Annotated in this window: 20 protein-coding genes; 11 read left to right on the forward strand and 9 right to left on the reverse strand. The window is 63.0% G+C overall.

Features of this window, described 5'->3' with window-relative positions; all coding sequences use genetic code 11:
• Window positions 1-22 precede the first annotated feature (22 nt).
• Complete coding sequence (gspK, locus tag P3C50_RS10490) at window positions 23-988, reverse strand: type II secretion system minor pseudopilin GspK (RefSeq protein WP_275546053.1); 966 nt, start codon at window positions 986-988, stop codon at window positions 23-25.
• A gap of 143 nt (window positions 989-1131) precedes the next feature.
• Between gspK and tatA the strand changes: the two genes are divergently transcribed.
• From tatA to tatC, 3 genes are read left to right on the forward strand one after another with little or no spacing between them, the layout of a single operon-like run.
• On the forward strand, window positions 1132-1374 hold the full coding sequence (gene tatA, locus P3C50_RS10495) for a twin-arginine translocase TatA/TatE family subunit (protein WP_275546054.1): 243 nt from the start codon (window positions 1132-1134) through the stop codon (window positions 1372-1374).
• Window positions 1374-1673 carry a Sec-independent protein translocase protein TatB gene (gene tatB, locus P3C50_RS10500; RefSeq protein WP_197858492.1) on the forward strand — a complete coding sequence of 100 codons (300 nt, stop codon included), beginning with the start codon at window positions 1374-1376 and terminating at the stop codon, window positions 1671-1673. Before tatA ends, tatB begins: the two co-directional genes overlap by 1 nt.
• Window positions 1670-2419: a twin-arginine translocase subunit TatC gene (gene tatC, locus P3C50_RS10505; RefSeq protein ID WP_275545958.1), complete on the forward strand. Its 750-nt coding sequence runs from the start codon at window positions 1670-1672 to the stop codon at window positions 2417-2419. The genes tatB and tatC overlap by 4 nt, the downstream gene beginning before the upstream one ends.
• A 50-nt stretch (window positions 2420-2469) precedes the next feature.
• Here tatC and P3C50_RS10510 read toward each other — a convergent pair whose 3' ends face one another.
• The 3 genes from P3C50_RS10510 to purL all read right to left on the reverse strand — a co-directional run bounded on the left by P3C50_RS10510 (window position 2470) and on the right by purL (window position 7486).
• Window positions 2470-2787, reverse strand: a complete 318-nt coding sequence (locus tag P3C50_RS10510) for a YqfO family protein (protein ID WP_197858490.1) — start codon at window positions 2785-2787, stop codon at window positions 2470-2472.
• Between the two features lie 170 nt (window positions 2788-2957).
• The gene (locus tag P3C50_RS10515; protein ID WP_275545959.1) at window positions 2958-3272 is read right to left on the reverse strand and encodes a CDGSH iron-sulfur domain-containing protein; all 315 of its coding nucleotides are present in this window, start codon (window positions 3270-3272) and stop codon (window positions 2958-2960) included.
• A gap of 317 nt (window positions 3273-3589) precedes the next feature.
• The gene (gene purL, locus P3C50_RS10520) at window positions 3590-7486 is read right to left on the reverse strand and encodes a phosphoribosylformylglycinamidine synthase (protein ID WP_275545960.1); all 3897 of its coding nucleotides are present in this window, start codon (window positions 7484-7486) and stop codon (window positions 3590-3592) included.
• 167 nt (window positions 7487-7653) lie between these two features.
• Between purL and mltF the strand changes: the two genes are divergently transcribed.
• Complete coding sequence (gene mltF, locus P3C50_RS10525) at window positions 7654-9120, forward strand: membrane-bound lytic murein transglycosylase MltF (RefSeq protein WP_275545961.1); 1467 nt, start codon at window positions 7654-7656, stop codon at window positions 9118-9120.
• Between the two features lie 4 nt (window positions 9121-9124).
• Here the strand turns inward: mltF and P3C50_RS10530 are convergent, their stop codons facing one another.
• From P3C50_RS10530 to P3C50_RS10540, 3 genes are read right to left on the reverse strand one after another with little or no spacing between them, the layout of a single operon-like run.
• Window positions 9125-9592, reverse strand: a complete 468-nt coding sequence (locus tag P3C50_RS10530) for a hypothetical protein (RefSeq protein ID WP_275545962.1) — start codon at window positions 9590-9592, stop codon at window positions 9125-9127.
• Window positions 9593-9612: 20 nt separating this feature from the next.
• A complete protein-coding gene (gene tadA / locus P3C50_RS10535; protein ID WP_275545963.1) occupies window positions 9613-10089 on the reverse strand; it encodes a tRNA adenosine(34) deaminase TadA in 477 nt (158 codons plus the stop codon).
• 40 nt (window positions 10090-10129) lie between these two features.
• Entirely contained in the window at window positions 10130-11500 is a 1371-nt protein-coding gene (locus P3C50_RS10540; protein ID WP_275545964.1) for a multicopper oxidase family protein, read from the reverse strand.
• A 180-nt stretch (window positions 11501-11680) separates the two neighbouring features.
• On the opposite strand from P3C50_RS10540, the gene P3C50_RS10545 reads away from it, so the two are divergent.
• Window positions 11681-12151, forward strand: coding sequence for a hypothetical protein (locus P3C50_RS10545; RefSeq protein ID WP_275545965.1), 471 nt, complete (start codon window positions 11681-11683; stop codon window positions 12149-12151).
• A gap of 2 nt (window positions 12152-12153) precedes the next feature.
• Entirely contained in the window at window positions 12154-12669 is a 516-nt protein-coding gene (locus P3C50_RS10550) for a hypothetical protein (protein ID WP_275545966.1), read from the forward strand.
• A gap of 60 nt (window positions 12670-12729) precedes the next feature.
• Here the strand turns inward: P3C50_RS10550 and P3C50_RS10555 are convergent, their stop codons facing one another.
• Entirely contained in the window at window positions 12730-13353 is a 624-nt protein-coding gene (locus P3C50_RS10555) for a hypothetical protein (protein ID WP_275545967.1), read from the reverse strand.
• 513 nt (window positions 13354-13866) lie between these two features.
• On the opposite strand from P3C50_RS10555, the gene P3C50_RS10560 reads away from it, so the two are divergent.
• Genes P3C50_RS10560 through P3C50_RS10580 form a run of 5 tightly spaced genes read left to right on the forward strand, consistent with a single transcriptional unit; the run spans window position 13867 to window position 16763 of the window.
• Entirely contained in the window at window positions 13867-14097 is a 231-nt protein-coding gene (locus tag P3C50_RS10560; RefSeq protein WP_275545968.1) for a hypothetical protein, read from the forward strand.
• Entirely contained in the window at window positions 14021-14674 is a 654-nt protein-coding gene (locus tag P3C50_RS10565; protein ID WP_275545969.1) for a hypothetical protein, read from the forward strand. Before P3C50_RS10560 ends, P3C50_RS10565 begins: the two co-directional genes overlap by 77 nt.
• Window positions 14671-14892, forward strand: a complete 222-nt coding sequence (locus P3C50_RS10570) for a hypothetical protein (RefSeq protein WP_275545970.1) — start codon at window positions 14671-14673, stop codon at window positions 14890-14892. The genes P3C50_RS10565 and P3C50_RS10570 overlap by 4 nt, the downstream gene beginning before the upstream one ends.
• Window positions 14893-14917: 25 nt before the next feature.
• Entirely contained in the window at window positions 14918-15985 is a 1068-nt protein-coding gene (locus tag P3C50_RS10575; RefSeq protein ID WP_343252195.1) for a WYL domain-containing protein, read from the forward strand.
• Window positions 15986-16043: 58 nt separating this feature from the next.
• Window positions 16044-16763, forward strand: a complete 720-nt coding sequence (locus P3C50_RS10580) for a hypothetical protein (protein ID WP_275545971.1) — start codon at window positions 16044-16046, stop codon at window positions 16761-16763.
• 155 nt (window positions 16764-16918) lie between these two features.
• Here the strand turns inward: P3C50_RS10580 and guaA are convergent, their stop codons facing one another.
• The gene (gene guaA, locus P3C50_RS10585; protein WP_197858482.1) at window positions 16919-18496 is read right to left on the reverse strand and encodes a glutamine-hydrolyzing GMP synthase; all 1578 of its coding nucleotides are present in this window, start codon (window positions 18494-18496) and stop codon (window positions 16919-16921) included.
• Window positions 18497-18582 lie beyond the last annotated feature (86 nt).

An 18582-nucleotide genomic window follows, 5' to 3' on the forward strand; every position in this document is an offset into this window, starting at 1 on the left:
CGCGCCGCTGCGCCAATACCTTCTACCAGGGCCGTACTTCGCGGGTAATCACTCTGACACGCTGCACCGGCACTTGCGCATGCCACTGCACCACGCCCTCGGCCTGCACCTGGAACTGGCTGCGCATGATCTGCCCGTCCTGCTCGAAGCTCATCTGCAGGAGGAAATTGCCACTGTTGAGCAGCAACCCTTCGCTCAGGCGTTCGAAAGTCTGATCGTCCACCGCCCCCAGCGCCTGACGCAATGCGGATGCATCAGGATAGCCGCCGGCGGGTCGGCCACTGAGGATCCGGCTCAGCAGCGAGCGGGGAAACGCACCCTCGTAAAGCGCGTCGAGCAGCGGCAGGTGCGCCTGGGTCAGCGAGTTGGCATTGAGCCGCCACCCGCTCGTCTGCGGCAAGGCGCAGAGCTGTGGGTAGTGCGTATGCGCGATACCCTGCTCGGCCAGCAGGACATTCAGCTCGCTCATGTCCACCATCGGCTGATCGGCCGCCAGATGCGGTGGTGAGCGACGCAGATAATGATCACTCTCCGCGCCCTGCAGGCGACTCTGGCTGTCCGCATCGATCCAGTCACTCAGACGATCCACCAGCCGCTCGGCCGCCATGTCATCACCGAGTAGGTACTTGAGCTGGCGCTCAGCGCGCTGCGCCTCTTCGCCGACCAGCGCATTGACGTTGAAACAGGTGTGCAGATCGCGAATGCGCAGGCTCGCCGAACCGTCGGCCAGACCGTAGCTTAGTGGCTGCCCACGCAGCGCCTGCCAGAACAGCGGGCTCAGCCGCCAGGTTGCGTCCCGGAGCGCCTGCTCGGCAAAGGCCAGACCTGCCACCTCCATCGCCCGCGCCTGCACGCGCTGCTGCTGCAGGCGCACCGCATCGACCTGGCGGCGGCCGTCCTGGACCATCCAGGTCAGGCCACCCGCCAGCATCGCCAGAACCACCAGCACCATCAGCAGGGCCGCACCTCGCTGCCTTTGACCAACCATCTTCAGCGCCTTGTAGAGAAAGCCGCCAGTCAACACCGCCGATGTTTCAGGCGCATGGCAGCCACTGCCGTCGGCGATCGCCACGTCACTTTCGCGTCACAAAGCGCAGGCAGGATTAGGCCTTCAATTTCATGAGCTTGGAGATTTCCATGGGTGGCATCGGTATCTGGCAACTGGTCATCGTGCTGTTGATCGTGTTCCTGTTGTTCGGCAGCAAACGGCTCAAGAGCCTGGGCGGAGACCTGGGCGAAACCATCCAGGGCTTCCGCAAATCCATGGCCACCTCCGATACCGGCGAGCAGGCCACGGCGCAGGTCCAGCAGCACGCGCCCGCGCAGGCTGAGGCCACCACCCAACCCCAGGCACACGCGGATCGTCACGCCTGATGTTCGAGATCGGCTTCACCGAAATGCTGCTGGTCGGCGTCGTGGCGCTGCTGGTACTTGGCCCGCACCGTCTGCCCGCCGCAGCCCGTACCCTCGGCCGCGGCCTGGGCCAGGCCAAGCGCGCCATGGGCATGCTGCGCGACCAGTTCGAGAAGGAGCTCAACGCCGAGGCGCTGAACAAGGAATTCGATGCAGCCCCTCTGCGCCAGCTCGAACAGGACCTGCGGCGCAGCGTGAGCCTGCAACCACCAACCGGTAACGACATTGCCAAAACGGAAAATCTGGAGCGCGCCTCATGAGCGAGATGCCCCTGACGGCCCACCTGGGCGAATTGCGTAGACGTCTGCTGCGCAGCCTGCTGGCGATAATCCTGGTATTCGCCTGCCTGTTTCCCTTCGCCCAGACGCTCTATACCCTGGCATCGGAGCCGCTGCGCCGCTATCTGCCCGAAGGCGCAAGTATGATCGCCACCAGCGTCACGTCGCCCTTCCTGGCGCCGTTCAAGCTGACCATGATGCTCGCCCTGTTCATCGCCATGCCGCTGCTGTTGCACCAGGCCTGGGGCTTCGTTGCACCCGGTCTGTATCGGCGGGAAAAGCGCATCGCCGTGCCCCTGCTGGTTTCGAGCATCGTGCTGTTCTACAGCGGCATGGCCTTCGCGTTCTTCCTGGTGTTCCCGATGATGTTCGGCTTCCTCGCCAGCGTCACCCCCGCCGGTGTGGCGATGATGACCGACATCAGTCTCTACCTGGATTTCATCATGGCGCTGTTTCTGGCCTTCGGCCTGGCGTTCGAGATCCCGGTGGCCACTTTCCTCGTGGTCTGGGCTGGCCTTACCGATGTACAGACCCTGCGCCAGAGCCGGCCGTACGTGGTCGTCGGCTGCTTCCTGGCCGGCATGCTGCTGACACCACCGGACGTGTTCTCTCAGACCATGCTGGCGGTACCAATGTGGCTGCTGTTCGAACTTGGCTTGCTGACCTGTGCCACAGTGCAACGTCGCGCCGAACAAGACAGCGCTCAGGAACTGGTTGAACAACCATAAAGGGCATCAGGCCGCGGGCAGCGAAACTGCCTACGGCCTGATCGTCGGTCTCAGAACTGCATGTCGGATAGACGCCAAACGTCGAAGGCCGGCGTCTCGTAGGGGTGGCTCTTTTTCAGGGCCTTGACGGCATCGTGGATCAGCTCGTCGGCCACCACGAGTTCGACTTTCCACTCGGCAACCTGCTCCACTCGCCCTACCGTACCCAGGAACGGCTGGCTGCCTTCCAGTGCCCGGAACTGCCCTTGTCCCAGTGACTGCCAACAGCAACTGTCGTAGCGACCGATACGACCGCCACCAGCGGCAAAGACCGCTTTTTTCACCGGTTCAAGGTGACTTTCCGGTACGTAGAAGCACAGTTTGTACATCAAGTTCTCCGCAATTGGGTAACACGACAACAGGCACAACAATGACGTCAGAATGATGGCATTTTGCCTCAATTTGTTTCCGAGAACTCCATCAGGAAAGCAAAAAAAAGAGGAAATGTTCCGACGATTCCGTTTGGACTCGATCAGCTCGATAGCGTTCAGGAGAGGGGTCAGTCCCTGCCGAAAAAGCGCCGCCATTTGTCGCACAGAACGGGAGCCGGCGGGTTATGGCTGCCGTCGCAATAAGGCAGGCTTGCGGAGCGAGTGCAGCGGCACAACAGCAGGCGCTGCTCACGCTCAGGATGCAGGATCAGGGATTGGGCGCAGTCGGGCGGGCAGTTGGGCATCTCGGGGGAGTGGCCGCAGCGGCACAGGCGATGAGTCTCACCGGGCTTGACCAGGCGAACTTCGGGAAGGATCTGCTGGAAGTCATCGGCCATGGCTGGGCCCATGTAGCCCGGATGAAATCCGGGAAGGTATGACACGGATTCTCCCGGATTGCATCCGGGCTACGGCCTATTCCACGATCGGCTCCCTCTCCCATTTATGGGAGAGGGCTGGGGGAGAGGGTTTGGTGTTGGCTATAACCCCATCTCCCGCCCCGACGCTAATACTTACAAGCTCAAGCTGGATCGGAGCGCGGCCGCTTTCCCTCTCCCGCCCTTCGGGCACCCCGCTCCGCGCCCCGGCCTGATCGCTTCGCGATCAGGCGCTCATCGGCGCAGGAAGCGGTGCTTCCAAAGCGCGCCTCTTTGCCCCGCAAGCGGGAGAGGGTCATCAGAAGGCCGCTACGCGGCCGCTATCAGTTCACCCAGACGCGGGCGTTGCGGAACATGCGCATCCAGCCGCCGTCTTCCTGCCACTCGTCCGGGCGCCAGGAGTTCTGCACGGCGCGGAACACGCGCTCCGGGTGCGGCATCATGATGGTGACGCGGCCGTCGCGACTGGTAAGGCCGGTGATCCCGCGCGGCGAACCGTTGGGGTTGGCCGGGTAGGCTTCGGTGACCTTGCCGTAGTTGTCGACGTAACGCAGGGCCACGGTGCCGGACAGATCGGCCTCCAGCAACGCCTCCTCGCTTTCGAACTCGGCATGGCCTTCACCGTGGGCGATGGCGATCGGCATGCGCGAACCGGCCATGCCCTGCAGGAAGATCGAGGCCGACTCCTGGATCTGCACCATGGCCACGCGCGCCTCGAACTGCTCGGAACGGTTGCGCACGAAGTGCGGCCAGAACTCGGTGCCTGGGATCAGCTCGTGCAGGTTGCTCATCATCTGGCAGCCGTTGCACACACCGAGGGCAAAGCTGTCCTTGCGCTCGAAGAAGCCGGCGAAGGCATCACGCGCGCGGGTGTTGAACAGCACCGACTTGGCCCAGCCTTCGCCGGCGCCAAGCACGTCACCGTAGGAGAAGCCGCCGCAGGCCACCAGGCCCTTGAACTCTTCGAGGCTGACGCGGCCAGCCAAGATGTCACTCATATGCACGTCGATCGCCGAGAAACCGGCGCGGTCGAAGGCAGCCGCCATTTCCACCTGGCCGTTGACGCCCTGCTCGCGCAGGATCGCCACTTGCGGCCGCACGCCCTTCTTGATGTAGGGCGCGGCGATGTCCTGGTTGAAGTCGAAACCGAGCTTGACTGACAGACCGGGGTTGTCCTCCTCCAGCAGCAGATCGAACTCCTGGTCGGCACCCTGCGCGTTGTCACGCAGGCGTTGGATGCGATAGCTGGTCTCGGCCCACTGGCGCTGCAGCAGACGGCGCTCACCGGCGAATACCGGCTCACCGTTGAAACTGATGCTGACCTCGCCGTTATTGACGGCCTGGCCGATCACTGCCACGCAGTCGTCCAGACCGGCGGCGCTGAACTGCGCCAGCACTTCCGGGGTGGCGTCCTGGCGAACCTGGATCACCGCGCCCAGTTCCTCGTTGAACAGCACAGCCGGCAATTCTGCGGCTTCGTCAGCCAGCGCATCGAGGTTCAGCGACAGGCCGCAATGACCGGCAAAGGCCATTTCCAGCACGGTGGTCAGCAGGCCGCCGTCGGAGCGGTCGTGGTAAGCCAGCAGGTGGCCATCGGCGTTGAGGCCCTGGATCACGGCGAAGAAGGCCTTGAGGTCTTCGGCGTCGTCGAGGTCCGGCACCTGCTGGCCGATCTGCGCGTAGACCTGCGCCAGGATCGAGGCGCCCATGCGGTTCTGGCCGCGGCCGAGGTCGATCAGGATCAGGTCGGTCTCGCCCTTGTCCATGCGCAGTTGCGGGGTCAGGGTATTGCGGATGTCCTGCACCGGAGCGAAGCCGGAGATCACCAGAGACAGCGGCGCGGTCACGCTCTTGTCGACGCCCTCGTCCTGCCAACGGGTCTTCATGGACATGGAGTCCTTGCCCACCGGAATGGTGATGCCCAGCTGCGGGCACAGCTCCATGCCCACGGCCTTGACGGTGTCGTACAGGCGGGCGTCTTCACCCGGGTGGCCGGCAGCGGCCATCCAGTTGGCCGACAGTTTGATATCGGACAGCTTGCCGATGCGCGCCGCAGCCAGGTTGGTGATGGTCTCGCCGACGGCCATACGCCCGGATGCCGGGGCGTCGAGCAGCGCCAGCGGTGTGCGCTCGCCCATGGCCATGGCTTCACCGGTGTAGACGTCGAAGCTGGTGGCGGTAACGGCGCAGTCGGCCACCGGCACCTGCCACGGGCCGACCATCTGGTCGCGGGCTACCAGGCCGGTGATGGTGCGGTCGCCGATGGTGATCAGGAAGCTCTTGCTGGCCACGGCCGGATGACGCAGCACACGGCCCAGCGCTTCTTCGATATCGACACTGGCGGCGTTGAAGTCATCGCCCTGCTCCGCTTCGCGGCTGACGCTGCGGTGCATGCGCGGCGGCTTGCCCAGCAGCACTTCCAGCGGCATGTCCACCGGGGTGTTGCTGAAATGGCTGTCGGTGACGGTCAGGTGCGGCTCGGCAGTGGCTTCGCCGACTACGGCGAAGGGGCAGCGCTCGCGTTCGCAGATGGCCTGGAAGCGCTCGAAGTCGGCCGCATCGACCGAAAGCACGTAGCGCTCCTGCGACTCGTTGCACCAGATCTCGTGCGGGGCCATGCCCGGCTCGTCATTGGGCACCTTGCGCAATTCGAAGCGACCGCCACGGCCGCCGTCGTTGATCAGCTCCGGCAGGGCGTTGGAGATACCGCCTGCGCCGACGTCGTGGATGAACTTGATCGGGTTGGCATCGCCCAGCTGCCAGCAGCGGTCGATGACCTCCTGGCAGCGACGTTCCATTTCGGGGTTCTCGCGCTGCACCGAGGCGAAGTCCAGGTCGGCCGAGCTGGCACCTGTGGCCATCGACGAAGCGGCACCGCCGCCCAGGCCGATGAGCATGGCTGGGCCGCCGAGCACGATCAGCTTGGCGCCGACCGAGATCTCGCCCTTCTGCACGTGGTCTTCACGAATGTTGCCGAGACCGCCAGCGAGCATGATCGGCTTGTGGTAGCCGCGCACTTCTTCGCCACGCGGGCTGCTGACCGCCTGCTCGAAGGTACGGAAGTAGCCATTGAGCGCCGGGCGACCGAATTCGTTGTTGAACGCGGCGCCGCCCAGCGGGCCTTCGATCATGATGTCCAGCGCGCTGACGATGCGCTCGGGCTTGCCGTAGGGCTTTTCCCAGGGCTGGAGGAAATCGGGGATGTTCAGGTTGGAGACCGAGAAACCGGTCAGGCCGGCCTTGGGCTTGGCGCCACGACCGGTGGCGCCTTCGTCGCGAATCTCACCACCGGAGCCGGTGGACGCGCCGGGGAACGGGGCGATGGCGGTCGGGTGGTTGTGCGTCTCCACCTTCATCAGGATGTGCACCGGTTCCTGCACCGCGCCGTACTGGCGGGTTTCCGGGTTCGGGAAGAAACGCCCGGCGGTGTGCCCAACGATGACCGAGGCGTTGTCCTTGTAGGCGGACAGCACACCTTCGCTGTGCATCTGGTAGGTGTTCTTGATCATGCCGAACAGCGACTTGTCCTGGCTCTCGCCGTCGATGTCCCAGCTGGCATTGAAGATCTTGTGGCGGCAGTGCTCGGAGTTGGCCTGGGCGAACATCATCAGTTCGATGTCGTGCGGATTGCGTCCCAGGTCGTTGAAGCTCTTCACCAGGTAGTCGATTTCGTCCTCGGCCAGGGCCAGGCCCAGGTCCTGGTTGGCCTGTTCCAGCGCGGCGCGACCACCGCCGAGCACGTCCACGGCGGTCAGCGGCTTGGGCTGGGCGTGGCTGAACAGCGCGGCGGCGTCCTCGAGGGCGCTCAGCACCAGCTGGGTCATGCGGTCATGCAGCAGGGCGGCGACGGCGGCGCTGTCGCTCTCGCTCAGCTCGCCACTGACGTAATAGGCAATACCGCGCTCCAGGCGCTGGACCTTGGCCAGGCCACAGTTGCGGGCGATGTCGCTGGCCTTGCTCGACCAGGGCGAAATGGTGCCGAAACGCGGAATGGTCAGGAACAGCTTGCCGCTGGGCTCCTGCACCGGCACGCTCGGGCCGTACTTGAGCAGCCGCGCCAGCACTTGTTCTTCGTCGGCGTTGAGCACGCCCGTCACGTCGGCAAAATGCGCGAACTCGGCGTACAGCCCGGTCACGGCCGGCACCTTGCTGGTCAGTTGCTCAAGCAATTTGCCATGGCGGAAAGCGGAAAGGGCGGGAGCGCCGCGCAGAATCAACATCGTCGGAACAGCCTCTGGGAAGGGGTGTGCTGGAGGCCGGGCATTCTACCTTAAAGCGGCGGTCTGCGGCACCTGTAGCCAGGCGCTTTCAGGACGAACGCGCACTATCAGAGAAGCGCAGCGCTGTCGAGATATGGCGCCGCCTGCGCTTTGCGTATACTGCGCCGATGTTTGCACGACCTGCGATACGCATGCGTTGCGCCACAAGGCTGTTGGCGATTGGAACCCTCCTGATGCTTGCTGGCTGTGGCGAAGAAGCCCAACCCAGCGTACTCGAGCAGGCAAAGGCGGAGGGTGAGCTGCGCGTGGTCACTCGTAACAGCCCCGCCACCTACTTCCAGGACCGCAACGGCGCGACCGGTTTCGAATACGAACTGGCCAAGCGCTTCGCCACCGATCTCGGCCTGGAACTGAAGATCGAAACCGCGGACAACCTCGACAATTTGTTCGCCAGCCTGGGCCGCGACAAGGGCCCGGTCATGGCCGCCGCCGGCCTGGTGGACACGCCACAGCGTCAGCGTGAGGCGCGCTTCTCGATTCCCTACCTGGAGGTCACGCCGCAGGTCATCTATCGTCAGGGTGAAAGCCGCCCGACCAAGCCTGAAGACCTGGTCGGCAAGCGCATCCTGGTGCTGGCCGGCAGCAGCCACGCCGAACAGCTGGCCGCCCTCAAGCTGGAACAGCCGGAACTGGAGTTCGAAGTCTCCGACGCCGTCGAGGTGGTCGACCTGCTGCGCATGGTCGACGAAGGACAGATCGACCTGACCCTGGTGGATTCCAACGAGCTGGCGATGAACCAGGTGTACTTCCCCAACGTGCGGGTCGCCTTCGACCTGGGCGATACCAATACCATGCGCTGGGCGGTGGCTGCCGGTGAGGACGACAGCCTACTGGTAGAAATCGACGCCTTCCTCGAACGCTCCGAGGCCAACGGCACCCTGCAGCGTTTGAAAGAGCGCTATTACGGCCATGTCGACGTGCTGGGTTATGTCGGCGCCTACACCTTCGCGCAGCACTTGCAGAAGCGCCTGCCGCGTTACGAGAAGATGTTCCGCAACGCTGGCCAGACCAACCAGATCGACTGGCGCCTGCTGGCAGCCATGGGCTATCAGGAATCCTTGTGGCAACCCAACGCCACCTCCAAGACCGGCGTACGCGGCCTGATGATGCTGACCCAGCGCACCGCGCAGTCGGTCGGCGTGTCCAACCGTCTCGACCCCAAACAGAGCATCGACGGCGGCGCCCGCTATTTCATCCAGGTGCACCAGCAACTGCCGGAAAGCATCGCCGAGCCGGACCGCACCTGGTTCGCCCTGGCCGCCTACAACGTCGGCGGCGGCCATCTGGAAGATGCCCGCAAGCTGACCGAGGCCGAAGGCCTGGACCCGAACAAATGGGCCGACGTGCAGAAGATCCTGCCCCGCCTGGCGCAGAAGCAGTGGTACAGCAAGACCCGCTACGGCTATGCGCGTGGTGGCGAGCCCGTGCACTTCGTGCGCAACATCCGCCGCTACTACGACATTCTCACCTGGGTGACCCAGCCGCAGCTGGAAGGCAACCAGGTGGCCGAGAGCGGTATCCACCTGCCCGGTATCGACAAGCGCAAGCCCGAAGAAGAAACCCCGCCGCTGTAACTGCCTACAACAAGCTCTGATTGCCTGCCGCACAGCGACTGATGGCCTGGCGCGCCGCTGGCAGCCCCTTCAAACGCGTGGCGCACTGCGCCTGACTCGACACCCGCTCGACCTGCAGGTTGGCCTGCGCGTCGATGCTGATCAGGTACGGATGGTTGTAGCGCACGCGATCGTTCCAGTCGCTGAAACGCTGAGTGGCGAATACGCAGCGGTAGTCCAGATGGCCGGTAAAGCCCTGGAAGCGATCACGCATGAAGATGTGGTGATAACTCTGCCAGTCGCGGTCACGCTGGCCGACGCGCACGGCCTCCTGGCAATCTTCCAGCGTGGTGATCTGTGGCTCGTGCAGGAAAATGCTCTGCGCCAGGTTCGAGCCGCCCAACTGCACGCTGGCCACCAGGTACACCTCAGGCTGCGCTGCCACGACCGGCGCAACCAGCAGCGCCAGCAGGCTCAACATCCCTTTGCTCATGACAGTTCCTCTTAGGGCGCTCAGCCGCGCCGGGCCTTGAAGAAATCTTTCAGCAGCGCCCCGCTCTCCTCGGCCAGCAAGCCACCCTCAACCAGTACGCGATGGTTGAGAAAGCCTTGATCGAAGAACTGCCCCTGGCTGATCGCCATGCCCGCACGCGGCTCGCTGGCAGCGAACACCACACGGGCGATGCGCGCATGCACGATCAAGCCGGCGCACATGCTGCAGGGCTCCAGGGTGACGTACAACGTGCTACCGGGCAGCCGATAGTTCTGCACACTCTGCGCCGCCACGCGAATGGCCACCATCTCGGCGTGGGCGCTGGGGTCATGCCGCACAATCGGGCAATTGAAACCCTGGCCCAGTACCTCGCCATCCTGTACCAGCACGGCGCCGACCGGCACTTCACCCTGCTCGGCTCCCAGGCGCGCCTGCGCCAGCGCCAAGCGCATGAAGTGCTCGTCACGCGAGCGGTCGATGATCTGCGGTCTTTTCATTGCAACAATCCGTAGGCGCCGGCGAAAAACGGCGCCTACCCTACACCACTTCGATGGCCGCCATCAGCCCCGTTTCCATATGGTCGATCACGTGGCAATGAAACATCCACACGCCGGGATTATCGGCGACGAAAGCGATGCGCGCCGTCTCGTTCTTGCCCAACAGATAGGTATCGGTGAAATACGGAATGATCTTGCGTCGATCCGACCCCAGCACCTTGAAGGTCATGCCGTGCAGATGGATGGGGTGCTGGTACTGCGCCATATTGCGCAGCACAAAAATGTAATGGCCATCTTTCTTCAGCGTGGCAATCGGGCGGTCGGCGCAGGTCTTGTCGTTGATATCCCAGGCCTGGCCGTTGATCTGCCAGTACTTGTAGCTGCCACCGCGCTCGACATCACCCGACAGCATCGCCGCCCATTCGAAGTTGAAGCGCAGCGTTTCGGCGCGGGCCAGATCCGGTTCGGCGACGGGGTTGGCCGGCAGAGGTGGCGGCCAGTCGCCTGCGACTTCGCTACTCGCGACACCCTTCAAGGTGGCAAGGCGCAGCGGCCCGTTGCGCAGTGACAATTCCTCGCCGGCTGCAGGCACCTTCAGCGCCAGGTCGATGCGCATGCCCGGCCCCAGCCAGTATTCCTTGCCCAGTGGCCGCGGCTGCACCGGGTTGCCATCCAGGGCATAGATGCGTGCCTCGCCGCCCGGCAGGTTGAGGCGGTAGGTGATGGTGTTGTCGACGTTGATCAGGCGCAGCCGCACCACCTGCCCTTCCGGCAGCTCCAAGGTCGGGTTGGGCTCGCCGTTGATGGTGGTCAGGCGCCCACGCGTGCCTTCGCGCGCAGCCTGGCGCGGCACCAGAAACTCGGTGAAGGCGCCCTGCTCGTCGATGTGCCAGGTCTTCAGGCTCAGCGTGCGCTCATGGCGAAAGCCGGTCGGCTCGCGCTCCTCGACGATCAGCGGCCCGACCAGGCCGCGCCCCAGTTGCTCGGCACTGGCAGTATGCGGGTGATACCAGAAGCTGCCGGCGTCATGGCAGATGAAGTCGTAGTCGAAGTATTCGCCCGGCAGCACCGGTGCCTGGGAGACGTAGGGCACGCCGTCCATCTCCAGCGGCAGACGGATACCATGCCAATGGATGGTGCTCTGCACGTCCAGCTTGTTGATGAAGCGCACCCGCAAGCGCTCGCCCTGACGACAACGCAGCTCCAACCCCGGCGCCTGGCCGCCATAGGCCCAGGCCGGCGTCACATGCCCTGGCACCAGTTGCAGATCCAGTGGCGCGGCGATCAGCTCGTAATCATGGGTGGCGACATTTTCCGGGCGTCCCAGCCAGTAGCGCACACCGCCAGCGCCCAGGCCGGCCACACCCAGACCGGCCAGGCCGGCGAGCACTTGTCTGCGGGTAAACGACATCTTCTTCCTCGATAATCTGCAGCCATACTCAATTGCGGTATCTTCTCATTTTCATGCGTAGGCAGACGAGCATCTGCAAAGACAAATTGCCGCGGCCGCGGCTGAGAGATAACACCGGGAATAGAACAGGCTCAAAGGGATAGAATCGCCAGGCAATCCATAGGAAGCGCTACCCCGGACATGGACAGTTTCTTCTTCGACACCCCCCTGGCCATCATGATGGTGGCGATAACCCCGATGATCCTGCTCATGTGGGTCGGGTTGATGGCCGCATTTGGCGAAATGATCTGGTCGGACTGTTACCGGCTCAGCCGTCCGCACGACATCGTGAACGCGGCGATCATCGATCAGAAGCTCGTGAACGCGCGCATCAGCGTGGGTAAAACCACAATGGTCACCCTCAAGCCGGTCTATCGCCTACGTTACGAGTACGAACAACGCACCTACGAAGTGGAGCACCTCGTGCTCAACCAGGAGCATGTCGAGCTCAACGAGCAGGCCGGCACCTTCCTGCTCTATGTACCGAAAGCCAACCCGGCCGATGCCACGCCCGAAGCCCCAAACGCCGCATCGCCCTTCGCCGCGATCATGCTGATGATCATGGGCTACCTCATCTGGGAAGCCGCGCCGACGCTGCTGGCAGGGTATTGATCATGATCGTGCTGTTCATCCTGCTCGGCGGCCTGCTGTGGCTGATCAGTTTGCTGCTTTCCGCCTTTTCCGCCTGGGGCTTCTATAAGCTGGCGCGACTACTGTGGGAAAAAATCCGCCGAGCCTTACTGCGCCCGGGCACGGCGCAAATCACGTCCTATGAAGTTTTCACACCCGCCCCCGAAAACGTTCACGTTCAGGACACCCGCCCACAAGTCCGCCTCGAACTGGACTGCGAGCGCCATGGTCAGCGCTTTCAGATATCCCTCGGCCCTTTGACGTGCGAGGAGCTATTCCCCGCTCTGGACCTGCCCGCACACCACATCGCCTGCTGGCTGAGCGACGAGGATTGGCGCCAGCTGCTGAAAGATCGCTGGGTGACGATCGCCTGCGACTGGCGCCAGCGCAAAGCAATACTCACCAGCCAGATTCGTCAGGACCGAAGCATGCTGCTGATCGGTTTTCTGAGCCTGAGCCTGTTCGTTCTTCTAGTGGCGCTGTCATTACTGCAGAGCTGACCGCCCACTGCGGTGCTCCAGGTTTATAGAGCCCGTATCCGCCCGACAGAGCGTCTTCGCTCAATCGCACTCAGGCACCTGAGCCATGGTCATGCCGCCACCGAAATTGGCGATGGGCCGCATGACCAGCCGGCAGCCTTCCTCTACATCCCGACCGGCCTGCGCCTCGAGCGATTCGCGTTTGACCCGGTAATCAAACGTCAGGGTGGTTCCGGCAGGCGCACCACCTTCTTCACGAGCCGTCGTGACACGCACCTCCAGCCGCACATCGGTCGGGCTGAACGTGCCCGAAAAAAGGAAAGTACGTCCATTGCTGACGCCCCCACCGCTGACACGCCCGTCGGCAGTGATGCTCATCTGCACATCACCCGGCTCGCTACGCCAGCCGGTGTCGTCATAAATGCCGGGGACAGTAAGCTCGGTCTGCGTTGTACTTTCCGGCACCTTACCCTGCAACTGCAGGCTCGCCTTGCCTGGTGCACTGCGCTGCAGCAGCACACTTCCCCTACCGTAGTGCGTGGCCGACTTGCCGGAGGGAGGCGCCACCTTGAAGTCGACCCGACCGGTGTAGGCGCGCTCGCCGAACCGTTCGATGATGTCCTGAGCCAATGCGCAGGGTGCCAGCGCCAGCAACAGCGCCGTCAGCAACGTGCGCGAACAAAAGGCCGGTAAGTTGCCGAACATGGGCGCTTCCTTTTCAACGAAATGAAAGCCTAACCCTAGCCAATGCTTGGCGCGGGCGACAGCAACCCGCTAGTCAACCCGCAAAAAACAAAACCCCGGCACCATGGCCGGGGTTTCGTCACGCGGGTTCGCACCAAACAACAAGATCATGAGAAATGACATTACTAGCCAAACCATACAAAAAACGGGGCCAGCCTCTCGCGACATAGGCAACCAATAACTGCCGCGTCAGAGAGCAGGCAAACCGTACACGACGACCTGAGCTTTAGTCAGACAATCACTACACGCATGAGCAACTCCAGGTTCGGCACTGGTGCATGCAGCAAACCGCTTGTCAGCATATGCATTGGATAAAAAATCTTTATGTCGCGAGAGAAAATCACCGCGTTGCGTAGGGGCGCAAGTTGGATCGAGGAGTCTGTTAGGCAGCAGCGAATAGATAGCACGGCTTGCGACCTATTCTGTCGCGCCATCGGACGATGATGCTGACCTTGTTCTGACGGAGCCATCCCCATGGACCGCCTAATTCACGAAAATCTGGAAAGCCTCGGCGGCGCGCGCCAGCAGATCGCCGACCTCGACGAGATCAACTACCCGTTGCAGGCTGGGTGGCTGGTCAGCACTGCCGAAGAACGGCAGATCCTGCGAGTCAGCCGGGGAGCAGCAAATGAACCGCACAGGCCCACTGTTCGCTACCCTCGACTTCATCAACCGCCGCTCCGCTCTGCAAGCTGGCTGGCCTGACGGGCCACATCTGGACGGCAGCAGCCGAAATTGCGACCTGCTTTTCGTCATCGATGCTCCCCCCGACTACCAACCGGCCGTGCAGCCGCAGCGGTCGGTGATATTTCTCGACCAGCACGCACAACCGCGCAAGCTGCCGCCCGAGCACTTCCAGATCACCCCGGCGCACGCCCTTAGCCTTCACGCTTTCGACGCCTGGGCGCAGTTCGTTGTACAGGCGCTGCCGGCGCCGCTGCTGCGCAACGTCATGATCGGCACCGATCTCACCGATCTGCTGCACCTGATGCGCGCTTGCAACGGCCGGCGCCTGCAGCTGTTCTGCCTGGAGTTTCCCGCCGACGCTCAGGCGCCACTCGAACAACTGGGTGGGCTGCACTTCCGTCACCTGTTTACCTGCCTGTTCGGTGGCCCCGATCTGAGCCTGCATCATTACAGCGACGCTGGCTCGGCGCTGGAAGCCATTTGTACAGAAGGTGCCCGGATGGTCATAACCACCGCCATGCACGCGGCACCGCAGCGCCGCCTGTTGCTGCTCGGCGAACCTGTAACGCCCCATACCGCGGAGCCGCGCCCATGAGCCAGACGAACTTCGACCTGCCGCACACGCCGCCGGATCTCAGCCTGCAGGCGCTAGCCTGGATGTACAGCCTGGCGCGCGATTGCGGCGGCCTGCGCACGCTTGTCAACAGCAACTACTTCACGGATGACGATGTCGCGCTGGGCCTCGGCGCCCAGCGCACCGAAAGCGCACCGAAGGCCGAACGCAGCACGCGGCCGATTGGCTTCGTGCACTAAGCGTGACAACACTGGAGGCATTGCCGTGCAACAGTGCAAGCCGCATGATGGCGCCACGCAATCAGTCATGGACGTTACTGTGCCCGCCGTCACCAGCCGCACCACCCTCACCCGCCAGTGGGAGCTGCTCAAGCTGCTCCCGCCGCGCAGCCCCGGCGCCACCGCCAGCGAATTGCACCAGCGCCTCGCCGAGGCCGGTTACAGCACGACCAAGCGCACCGTCGAACGCGACCTGATCGAGCTGTCGCGCCTGTTCCCGTTGCAATGCAACGACAAGAGCCCGCCCTACGGCTGGCACTGGCAACCCGGTAAAGGCGCGGATCTGCCGGGCATTACCCTCAGCGAAGCCCTGACCCTGCAACTGCTCGAAGACAGCCTGCGGCCGCTGATGCCGACGTTCATGCTGAAGACACTGGAGCCGCGCTTCAGCCTGGCCCGCGACAAGCTCAGCGCGATGACCGGGGAAAACGAGTCAGCGCGCTGGCTGAGCAAGGCTGCCAGCGCGCAGCCAACCATCACCCACCTGCCACCCGGAATAGACAGCGCCGTGCTCGACTACATCCAGCAGGCGCTGCTCAACGAGAGCCAGCTGTACTGCCACTATTATTCCGCACACAAGGACCAGCAGCGCGAACTCATCCTCAACCCGTTGGGTCTGGTGCAGCGCGGACAGATCACCTACCTAATTGCCACTGCCGAACCCTACATCGACGTCCGCCAGTTCGCTCTGCACCGTTTCAGCCAGGCCGAACTGCGCAACAGCCGCTGCAACATACCCACCGGCTTCCAACTACAGCACTACATCGACAGCGGCGCCATGCAGTTCGGCTCCAGTGAAAAGATTCAGCTAAAGGCGCGCATCAGCGAAGCCATCGCACGCCTGCTGCGCGAAACCCCGCTGTCCGATGACATGCAAATCATCCCCGATAAAACCGGCCTGCAGCTCACCGCCACGGTGAGCAACAGCTGGGAACTGCGCTGGTGGATTCTCTCCCATGCCCCGGCCGTGATCGTCGAAGCACCGCTAGCGTTGCGTGAGGATATTGGTCGGCGCTTGCGCGAGGCGGTCACTGCGTATGGCGCTGCCGTCTGAAGAAATCCACCCCCCAGATAAGCTCCTCACCTAAACCCTCTGACAAGGAAGCCCAATAATGGCAAGACACCATTACTCAACCCGTGCCGTACTGGTACTTGAGCAGCCCTGGAATCTGGACAGTGGCGACTGCAACCGCAGTAGCGTCCTGCCTTTCATAGAAGGCATTGCCAAACTGGCAGGGGATACCGAAGTCTTTCATGCTAATTTTTACGACAAGCGCAGCTTTGAACAGGCCCTGGAAGTCCTGTGTAGTGCGCGCTTTAAAAATGCCGTTATCTACATCGCCGCTCATGGCAATAAAAAGCAAATTGGCGGAATTCGACTGGCCGCTCTTCTGACCGCGATTGGTGAACACTCCAAGAAAACCAACATCACCGGCATCATGCTGGGTTCCTGCTTCATTGGATCGGATACGTACAAGATTGAAGCCTTTATCGAAGGCACCAATATCTCGTGGTGCGCTGGTTATGCATCGGAGAGCTATTGGCTCCAAGGAACCATGATTGACTCTTCAATCCTCGCGTCAATGCTTGAGCTGGATGAGAACTATCTGTCCGAACGGAGCGTGATGATCCGGCACTTGGGCAACGCCCTAGCCCCTTTCTCACGCACTTACATCATTGGCAAAGATGAAGATAAAAACGAGGTCTCGCTTGAAAACTCGATGCGGTTCATCATCCAACCCCGCGGCCAAGGCAACAGGGCTCGCCATGTAACGGATGAAGTACTGAAACAACACGACCGGTACCAGATTGCTGAACCCAACGAAGTCTGAGCCGCCCGGCAAGCAGTTATCAGGCGATACTCCGTACGCAGCCAGCCCGCCGTCGATAATGAATACCTGACGACACTCGGTCAGAAAGACAAAAGCCCGCTTACGCGGGCTTTCTGTTGCAGCAGGTCAGCTTGTGCGGCACGCGCCGCCGCAGCTTATTCCCACTCAATCGTCGCTGGCGGCTTGCTCGACACGTCGTAGGTAACGCGGGAGATGCCTTCGATCTCGTTGATGATGCGGCCGCTCACGGTTTCCAGCAGCTCGTAAGGCAGGTGCGCCCAGCGAGCGGTCATGAAGTCTACGGTTTCCACGGCGCGCAGGGCGACGACCCAGGCGTAGCGACGGCCGTCACCGACCACGCCAACCGATTTCACCGGCTGGAACACCACGAACGCCTGGCTGGTCTTGTGGTACCAGTCGGCCTTGCGCAGCTCTTCGATGAAGATGTGATCGGCGCGGCGCAGGATGTCGGCGTATTCCTTCTTCACCTCGCCGAGGATGCGCACACCCAGGCCAGGGCCCGGGAACGGGTGGCGGTAGACCATGTCGTAGGGCAGGCCCAGCTCCAGGCCGATCTTGCGCACTTCGTCCTTGAACAGTTCACGCAGCGGTTCTACCAGCTTGAGGTTCATCTCCTCCGGCAGGCCACCGACGTTGTGGTGCGATTTGATCACGTGGGCCTTGCCACTCTTGGCGCCAGCCGACTCGATCACGTCGGGGTAGATGGTGCCCTGGGCGAGGAACTGGATGTTATCCAGCTTGCTGGCCTCGGCATCGAACACGTCGATGAAGGTGCGGCCGATGATCTTGCGCTTCTTCTCCGGGTCGGCTTCGCCGGCCAGGTTGCCGAGGAACTGATCTTCGGCGTTGGCACGGATGACCTTGACGCCCATGTTCTCGGCGAACATGGCCATCACCTGGTCACCTTCGTGCAGGCGCAGCAGGCCGTTATCGACGAACACGCAGGTCAGCTGGTCGCCGATGGCCTTGTGCAGCAGCGCCGCGACCACCGAGGAGTCCACGCCGCCGGACAGGCCGAGCAGCACGTTGGCGTCGCCGACCTGGGCGCGCACGGCGGCCACGGCGTCTTCGACGATGTTGGCCGGGGTCCACAGGGCTTCACAGCCGCTGATCTCCAGCACGAAGCGCGAGAGGATGCGGCCGCCCTGCTTGGTGTGGGTCACTTCCGGGTGGAACTGCACGCCGTAGTAGTGGCGGGTGTCGTCGCACATCGCGGCGATCGGGCAACTCGGGGTGCTGGCCAGGACGTGGAAGCCTTCCGGCAGGCGGGTGACCTTGTCGCCGTGGCTCATCCACACGTCGAGGCCGAGCACGCCGTCGGCGTCGACATGGTCTTCGATGCCGGCCAGCAGCTGGCTCTTGCCGACCACGTCGACACGGGCGTAGCCGAACTCGCGCAGATCGGAGCCTTCAACCTTGCCGCCGAGCTGCTCGGCCATGGTCTGCATGCCGTAGCAGATGCCCAGTACCGGCACATTCAGGTCGAACACGGCCTGCCGCGCGCGCGGGCTGTCAGCTTCGTGCACCGACTCCGGGCCGCCGGCGAGGATGATGCCGCGCGGAGCGAAGGCGCGGATGTCCTCGTCGCTCATGTCCCAGGGGTGCAGTTCGCAATAGACGCCGATTTCGCGCACGCGGCGGGCGATCAGCTGGGTGTACTGGGAACCGAAGTCCAGAATGAGGATGCGGTGGGCGTGAATGTCGTGGGCCATGGGCGCCTCTGCGAGGCAGCTGCAAGCCTCAAGCTGCAAGCTGCAAGTTGAAGAAGAAAGCGGCAGCCACGACGCTCGGTAGCTTG

The sequence above is a fragment of the Pseudomonas sp. Marseille-Q0931 genome (assembly GCF_940789645.1).
In the GTDB taxonomy this organism is placed as follows: Bacteria; Pseudomonadota; Gammaproteobacteria; order Pseudomonadales; family Pseudomonadaceae; genus Aquipseudomonas.